At 68.1% G+C, this 7,304-nt stretch carries 5 protein-coding genes and 1 pseudogene; all 6 read left to right on the forward strand.

Annotated features, from left to right (window positions below; translation table 11 throughout):
• Positions 1–108: 108 nt before the first annotated feature.
• Positions 109–1,221, forward strand: a pseudogene (locus B4L26_RS09475) (AAA family ATPase); the annotation flags it as partial.
• A gap of 9 nt (positions 1,222–1,230) precedes the next feature.
• On the forward strand, positions 1,231–2,508 hold the full coding sequence (gene ftsY, locus B4L26_RS09480; protein ID WP_290718335.1) for a signal recognition particle-docking protein FtsY: 1,278 nt from the start codon (positions 1,231–1,233) through the stop codon (positions 2,506–2,508).
• A 219-nt stretch (positions 2,509–2,727) separates the two neighbouring features.
• Positions 2,728–4,074, forward strand: coding sequence for an ammonium transporter (locus B4L26_RS09485; RefSeq protein WP_290718343.1), 1,347 nt, complete (start codon positions 2,728–2,730; stop codon positions 4,072–4,074).
• Positions 4,075–4,116: 42 nt separating this feature from the next.
• Entirely contained in the window at positions 4,117–4,455 is a 339-nt protein-coding gene (locus B4L26_RS09490) for a P-II family nitrogen regulator (RefSeq protein ID WP_290718337.1), read from the forward strand.
• A 39-nt stretch (positions 4,456–4,494) separates the two neighbouring features.
• A complete protein-coding gene (locus B4L26_RS09495) occupies positions 4,495–6,891 on the forward strand; it encodes a [protein-PII] uridylyltransferase (RefSeq protein WP_290718339.1) in 2,397 nt (798 codons plus the stop codon).
• Between the two features lie 54 nt (positions 6,892–6,945).
• Positions 6,946–7,304: signal recognition particle receptor subunit alpha (locus tag B4L26_RS09500; RefSeq protein ID WP_290718341.1), on the forward strand; the 359-nt coding region annotated here is incomplete at its 3' end.

Raw genomic sequence — 7,304 nt, forward strand, 5'->3', positions numbered from 1 at the left:
TCGGCGTCGTCGGCGTCGTCGGCTTTGCGGCCCAGCAGTTTCACGCTGCCAGGTTACTTCGCCGCGCCGGTCCTCCGGCATGCGCCTCCCGGAGCCCGGCCTTACCCTGCTGGGATGACGGGGGCGCGGGTGGGCGAAGCGGCCCTGCGGGTTCTAATCGCACCCGACTGTTTCGGCGACACCTTGACCGCCGTCGAGGCCGCCCAGGCGGCCCGCGACCACCTTGACGAGGTCCGCACCGGCCACACTGCGGGCGTGGCCGAACTCAAGACGCAGGTCGGCCAGCTGACCGCCCAGCTCGACGGCCTGCGCGACGCGGTGCACCGCGATGAGATGGCCAAAGCGCAGGCGGCGATGCGCATTGAGCAACTCGAGGAGCAGATCGCCGAGCAGTTCGCGATCAACCCCGAGGACCTGATCGCCGAGTACGGTCCCGACGTGCCGATGCCGCCGTCGGCACTGGAACTCTCCGAGTACGAGGACGCCAAGGCACGCGGCGAGCTCGTCGTCGCGCCGGCGCCGATGCCGTACGACCGGGCCACTCAGGAGCGGCGAGCCAAGCAGGCCCAGCGCGATCTCAACACCCTCGGCAAGGTGAATCCGCTGGCACTGGAGGAGTTCGCCGCGCTGGAGGAGCGCTACTCGTTCCTCTCGGCCCAGTTGGAGGATGTGAAGGCGGCCCGCGCCGACCTCCTGCAGGTCGTCGATGATGTCGACGCGCGCATCCTCGAGGTTTTCACGCAGGCGTACGCCGACGTCGAGCGCGAGTTCGCCGAAGTCTTCGGCCGACTGTTCCCCGGCGGCGAGGGTCGCCTGGTGTTGACCGATCCGTCGGACATGTTGACGACCGGCGTCGAGGTGGAGGCCCGTCCGCCCGGGAAGAAGGTCAAGCGGCTGTCGCTGCTCTCGGGCGGGGAGAAGTCGTTGACCGCCGTGGCGATGCTGGTGGCGATCTTCCGTGCCCGGCCGTCGCCGTTCTACGTGATGGACGAGGTCGAGGCCGCGCTGGACGACACGAACCTGCAGCGACTGATCGGACTGTTCGAGCAGCTGCGCGAGCGCTCCCAGCTGATCGTCATCACCCACCAGAAGCCGACGATGGAAGTCGCCGATGCGCTCTACGGTGTCAGTATGCGCGGCGACGGGATCACCCAGGTGATCTCGCAGCGGCTGCGCGGCCAGAATCTCATCACCACCGGCTCGGCGACCGCCAGCGACTAGGGGACGACTGTGGAAACTCCGATCATCATCGCAATTGTCGCCGTGCTCGTGCTGGCGGCGCTCGTCGCCATCGGCCTGGTGCTGGCCCGCCGTCGCCGTGTCTCACTCGGCGCGAAGCAGGACAAGGCCATCGAGCAGGCCGACAAGGGTGGCTACCAGACGAAGGCGGGCTTCGACTTCAGTCAGGGCGGCGGCGACACCGCAACCCTGGAGCGCGAACCCGTCCCCGCGCCGACGCCGACCGAGCCCGAATCCGCGCCGAGCGAGCCCGAAATCGCGCCGACTGAGCCCGAATCCGCGCCGAGCGAGCCCGAAATCGCGCCGAGCGAGCCCGAAATCGCGCCGACTGAGCCCGCCCTCGACGAAATCGCCCCGACGGCGGGTCGCTTGGGGCGGTTGCGCGGGCGGTTGGCGCGGTCACAGGGCGCGCTCGGCAAGAGCATGCTCGGCCTGCTCGGCGGCGGTGACCTCGACGAGGAGTCATGGGAGGAGATCGAGGACACCCTGCTGATGGCCGATGTTGGCACCACCGCGACGATGGCCATCACCGACCGGCTGCGCACCGACCTCGCGGCCAATCCGGTACACGACTCCGCGCAGGCGCGCGCCGTCCTCAAGCGGGTGCTCACCGACCAGCTCCACCCGGAGCTCGACCGATCGATCAAGGCGCTGCCGCACGACGGCCGCCCCGCCGTCGTCCTGGTCGTCGGGGTCAACGGCACCGGTAAGACCACGACGACGGGCAAGCTGGCTCGCGTGCTCGTCGCTGACGGTCGGCGCGTGCTGCTAGGCGCCGCCGACACCTTCCGTGCGGCCGCAGCCGATCAGCTGCAAACGTGGGGCGAACGGGTCGGTGCGGACACCGTCCGCGGCAAGGAGGCCGCCGACCCCGCTTCGGTGGCCTTCGATGCCGTCGCGACGGGCATCGATACCGGTGTCGACGTCGTCATCGTCGACACCGCAGGTCGTCTGCACACCAAGACCGGATTGATGGACGAACTCGGCAAGGTCAAGCGCGTCGTGGAGAAGAAGGCCGACGTCGACGAGGTGCTCCTCGTCCTCGACGCGACGATCGGCCAGAACGGGCTGACCCAGGCCCGGGTGTTCGCCGACGTCGTCGACATCACCGGCGTCGTCCTCACCAAACTCGACGGCACCGCCAAGGGCGGCATCGTTTTCGCCGTCCAAGAAGAGCTCGGCGTCCCGGTAAAACTGGTCGGCCTCGGCGAGGGTGCCGACGACCTCGCGCCGTTTGATCCCGCCGCCTTCGTCGACGCGCTGCTGTAGGCCGCCGCCTCCCGCCGTCGGGTCGTCTCACCCGACCCGTGCACAGTTGTGCGCATCACGCCTGGTGGTAACGCCCACGAAACACTAGTCGGCTCAGCGTTCATATTCACGAAACACGAGGGGCACTATCGGGGTAACAGCGGCCTAGCACTCTTTGTCACAGCACTGGAGCACCCATGTGTATACGAGCAAGGAGGAAGGCCCGTGGTGGGAGAAACCATGATGGCACTGCCGGACAGCGTGTTCGGCGAAGCCGATGCTGGCAATACGGCGTGGATTCTGATGAGCGCGTCGCTGGTTCTGCTGATGACGCCGGCGTTGGCGTTCTTTTACGGCGGATTGTCACGCGGCAAGTCTGTTCTGAACATGATGATGATGTCCTTCGGGACGATGGGCGTAATCGGCATCGTCTACGTCCTGTGGGGATTCTCGATGTCCTTCGGCAACGGGATCAAGGGCGACTCGGATATCTGGGGGGTGTTCTCCAATCCCTTCGGGCTCTTCGGGTCCAACCAACTGATGGAGACCAAGGAAGTCGGTGAGGCGACGCACGTCGTCCTGTCGGGCAGCATTCCGGCGATCGTCTTCCTAGCCTTCCAATTGACCTTCGCGGTCATCTCGGTGGCGCTGATCAGTGGTGCGCTCGCTGAGCGCGTCTCGTTCGTCACCTGGCTGGCCTTCGCGGTCGTGTGGGCCACGCTGGTGTACTTCCCGCTCGCCCACATGGTTTGGGGCGGCGGCCTGCTGTCCGCTTCGCCGGATGGCCTGGCGGCAAAGATCTTCGGGCTCAACGAGGCCGGTGACGGCGCGGCAGTGGCACCGATCGACTTCGCCGGTGGCACCGTGGTTCACATCAACGCCGGTATGGCAGCGCTGGTCCTGGTTCTCATCATCGGAGCCCGCCGGGGCTTCGGTAAGACCGCCTACCGCCCGCACAACATCCCGTTCGTCATGCTCGGTGCCGCACTCCTGTGGTTCGGCTGGTTCGGCTTCAACGCCGGTTCGGCGCTGGCCGCCGACGCCAGTGCGGGCAAGGTGTGGGTCAACACGACCGTCGCGACGGCTGCCGCGATGATGGGCTGGCTCGCGGTTGAGTGGATCCGTGACCGTCACGCCACCAGCGTCGGCGCAGCTTCAGGTGTCGTGGCCGGCCTGGTCGCCGTCACCCCTGCCTGTGGCAACCTGACCCCGGTCGGTTCGATCATCCTGGGCATCGTGGCCGGTGTTCTGGCGGCTCTCGCGATCTCGCTGAAGTCCAAGCTCGGATACGACGACTCGCTCGACGTCGTCGGCGTCCACCTCGTCGCAGGCCTCTGGGGCACCATTGCCCTGGGCTTCCTGGCCTGGGCTCCCGACGGTGAGTCGCCCGGTCTGTTCTACGGCGGTGACTACAAGCAATTGGTCATCCAGCTGGTTATCGCGGGTGTCGCGGTCGCTTACTGCGGCATTCTGACCGCGCTTATCGCCTTCGTCCTCAAGCCGCTCGGCTGGCGCATTTCGGACGAGGAAGAAGCAACCGGTATCGACGAGACCGAGCACGCTGAAACCGCGTACGACTACGCATAATCCGCAACTAGGCTGAGCAAGGACCGAGAGGGACTAAGACAGATGAAACTGATCACTGCAATCGTGAAGCCATTCACGCTCGAGGACATCAAGGCGGGACTGGAGCAGTCCGGAATCGTCGGCATGACTGTCAGCGAGGTTCAGGGCTACGGGCGGCAGAAGGGCCACACCGAGGTGTATCGAGGTGCGGAGTACTCCGTCGACTTCGTGCCCAAGGTGAGGGTCGAGGTCGTGGTCGACGACTCCATCGTCGACTCCGTCGTCGACACCATCGTCAACGCCGCCCGTACCGGGAAGATCGGCGACGGCAAGGTGTGGGTGTCACCCGTCGACTCCGTGGTTCGCGTGCGAACCGGGGAACGCGGACCGGAGGCACTCTAGGTCGGGGCGGCCGGGTACCGGGGCGGGGGGACGCGAAACATGAGCGCAGGACCGGCCACCAACCCGGCCGCTGACCTGGCCAGGGCACGGGCCGCCCTCATCGGCGACCCGCGCCTGGCACCTGACAAACGCCCGGTGCCCGACGCAGCAGCGCTGCGTCGGGCACTCGGCGACCTTTTCGAACTCTGGTTGATCGGCGCCGCCGGACGCGCGGGGGTCACCCCCGGCAGCGGCTTCGCATTGTTGGCCGTGGGCGGTTTGGCCCGTGGCGAGATGCTGCCGTACTCCGACCTCGATCTGGTGTTGCTTCATGACGGCGACCAGGTCGAGCGTGTCCAGTCGATGGCCGACCAGCTCTGGTATCCGATTTGGGATGCCAACGTGGGACTCGACCACAGCGTGCGGACGGTGCCCGAGGCACTTGGCGTGGCGGGGGAGGATCTGTCGGCGGCTCTAGGGCTGCTCGACGCCCGTCACATCGCTGGCGACGAGGACCTGTCCGACCTGTTGATCGGGGAGATCCGCCAACAGTGGCGCAAGGATGCCCCGCGCCGGCTGCCACAGTTGATCGAGCACGCCGAACAGCGTTGGGTGCGGGCCGGCGAGGTCGCGCACCGCAGCGAGCCCGACGTCAAGAGCGGGCGCGGCGGTCTGCGCGACGTCCAACTGCTCAACGCGTTGGCGCTCGCCCAACTCACCGACGGCCTGCGCCTCGCGGCCGACGACGCCCCGGGCGGCGGATTGGGCATCGCCTATCGGCGCCTGCTCGATGTGCGCACCGAACTGCACCGCGTGGCCGGGCGCAACCGCGAGCAGATGCGGGCCCAAGACGCCGACGAGATCGCCGCGGCACTCAATCTGGGCGACCGCTTCGCTCTTTCGCGGTTGATCTCCGACGAGGCCCGCACCATCAGTTACGCCGTCGAGGTCGGCCTGCGCACCGCACGAGGTGCGGTGCCACGGCGCGGACTCTCGATGCGCACGCTGTTGCCGGTGCGTCGACCCCTCGACGAGGGGATCGTCGAACACGGTGGGGAAGTGGTGCTCGCGCGCGACGCCCTGCCCAGCCAGGACCCGGGCCTGGTCCTGCGGGCCGCGAATGCGGCGGCGCGCTCCGGACTGCCCATCTCCAACTCGACCCTGCACCGCCTCGCCGACTATTCGCCGGAGATCCGCGGTACGTGGCCGAGTTCGACCCTCGAGAGCCTGCTCGACCTGTTGGCGGCTGGCCCGGCGATGCTCGCCCCGGTCGAGGCATTGGACCGGATGGGGCTGTGGGGCCGACTCTTCCCCGAGTGGGACTTCGTGCGCGACCTCCCGCCGCGCGACGCCGTCCACGCATGGACCGTCGACCGCCACCTGCTGGAGGCCGTCGCCCATGCCGCACCGCTGACGACCCGCGTCTCGCGACCCGACTTGCTGCTACTGGGCGCGCTCGTCCACGACATCGGTAAGGGCCGCGGCGGCGACCACAGTGAGATCGGCGCCCGGATGGCCCGGGTGATCGGAGCCCGGCTCGGGCTGTGGCCCGGTGACGTGGACCTGCTCGCCGATGTCGTCACCCACCACCTGCTGATCGCCCAGACCATCTCCCGACGCGATGTCGACGACCCGGATACGGCCGACTTCGTCGCAACGAAGGTGGGCGGCAGCATCGTCCTCCTCGAAATTCTCGGGGCGCTGGCCGAGGCCGACGCCCTGGCGACGGGCCCAGGTGTATGGAGCGACTGGAAGCAGACGTTGAGCGAGCGGCTCGTCGCGAACACGTCGCGGATCATCGTCGGCGAGCCCGTCGCCGAACCGGAACCGCTCTCCGACGAGGAGATCGCGCGGTTCACCGCAGACGAGGTCGTCGTCGAAGTGCTGCCCACCGATCAGGCCCACCGGTTCGAGGTCACGATGGCCGCACCGGACGCATCGGGGCTGCTGGCCGAGATGGCTGGCGTGCTCGCCTTCTCCAACCTGCGCGTATTGCGCGCGACGGTGCGATCGGTGGGTGATCGGGCGATCAACACGTTCGTCGTCGCACCGTTCTACGGGGATCCGCCGGAAGCCGGGCTCGTCCGACAACGCCTGATGGGTGCCCGGTCGGGTGCGGTCGACGTCGAGGCGCGGCTGGCGGCCATGCGGTCCACACCGTCTCCGAGTGCGTCGCGCGAGGGCGTGCCCGGGCAGGCGGTCGTGGCACCCCCGGTGGTGCGGTGGATGCCCGGCACGCTCGAGACGCTCGAAGTCCGGGCGAGTGACCGGCCCGGACTCCTGTCGGAGGTGGCCTCGGTGATCGAGCGCAACGGCGGATCGATCCGATGGGCGGCGGTGACCACCCTGGGCGGAACGGTCATCGACACGTTCGCGGTGACGTGGGATTCACCGCTGGATGATCGGCGTCACAAGCGCATTTCCGAGCAGGTCCGCGCGGCGTGCGCACGGGCGTGAGGCACCCCGCCTGCGGGCGGGGGCCGCACGCGCCCATATGGAACACTGGAGCCCATGTTCGACTCCCTGTCTGACCGGTTGACCGGTGCACTCAAAGACCTGCGCGGCAAGGGCCGCCTCTCCGACGCCGATATCGATGCGACGGCCCGCGAGATCCGGCTGGCGCTGCTTGAGGCCGACGTCGCGCTCCCCGTCGTAAGGACGTTCATCGACCGGATCAAGACCCGCGCGAAGGGCGCGGAGGTCTCCGGTGCGCTGAACCCGGCGCAGCAGGTCGTCAAGATCGTCAACGAGGAGCTCGTCGGCATCCTCGGCGGCGAGACGCGTCGACTCACGCTGGCCAAGACTCCGCCGACGGTGATCATGCTCGCCGGCCTGCAGGGTGCGGGTAAGACGACCCTGGCCGGCAAGCT

Origin of the sequence: Gordonia sp. UBA7599 (assembly GCA_002477755.1) — a bacterium.
In the GTDB taxonomy this organism is placed as follows: Bacteria; Actinomycetota; Actinomycetes; order Mycobacteriales; family Mycobacteriaceae; genus Gordonia.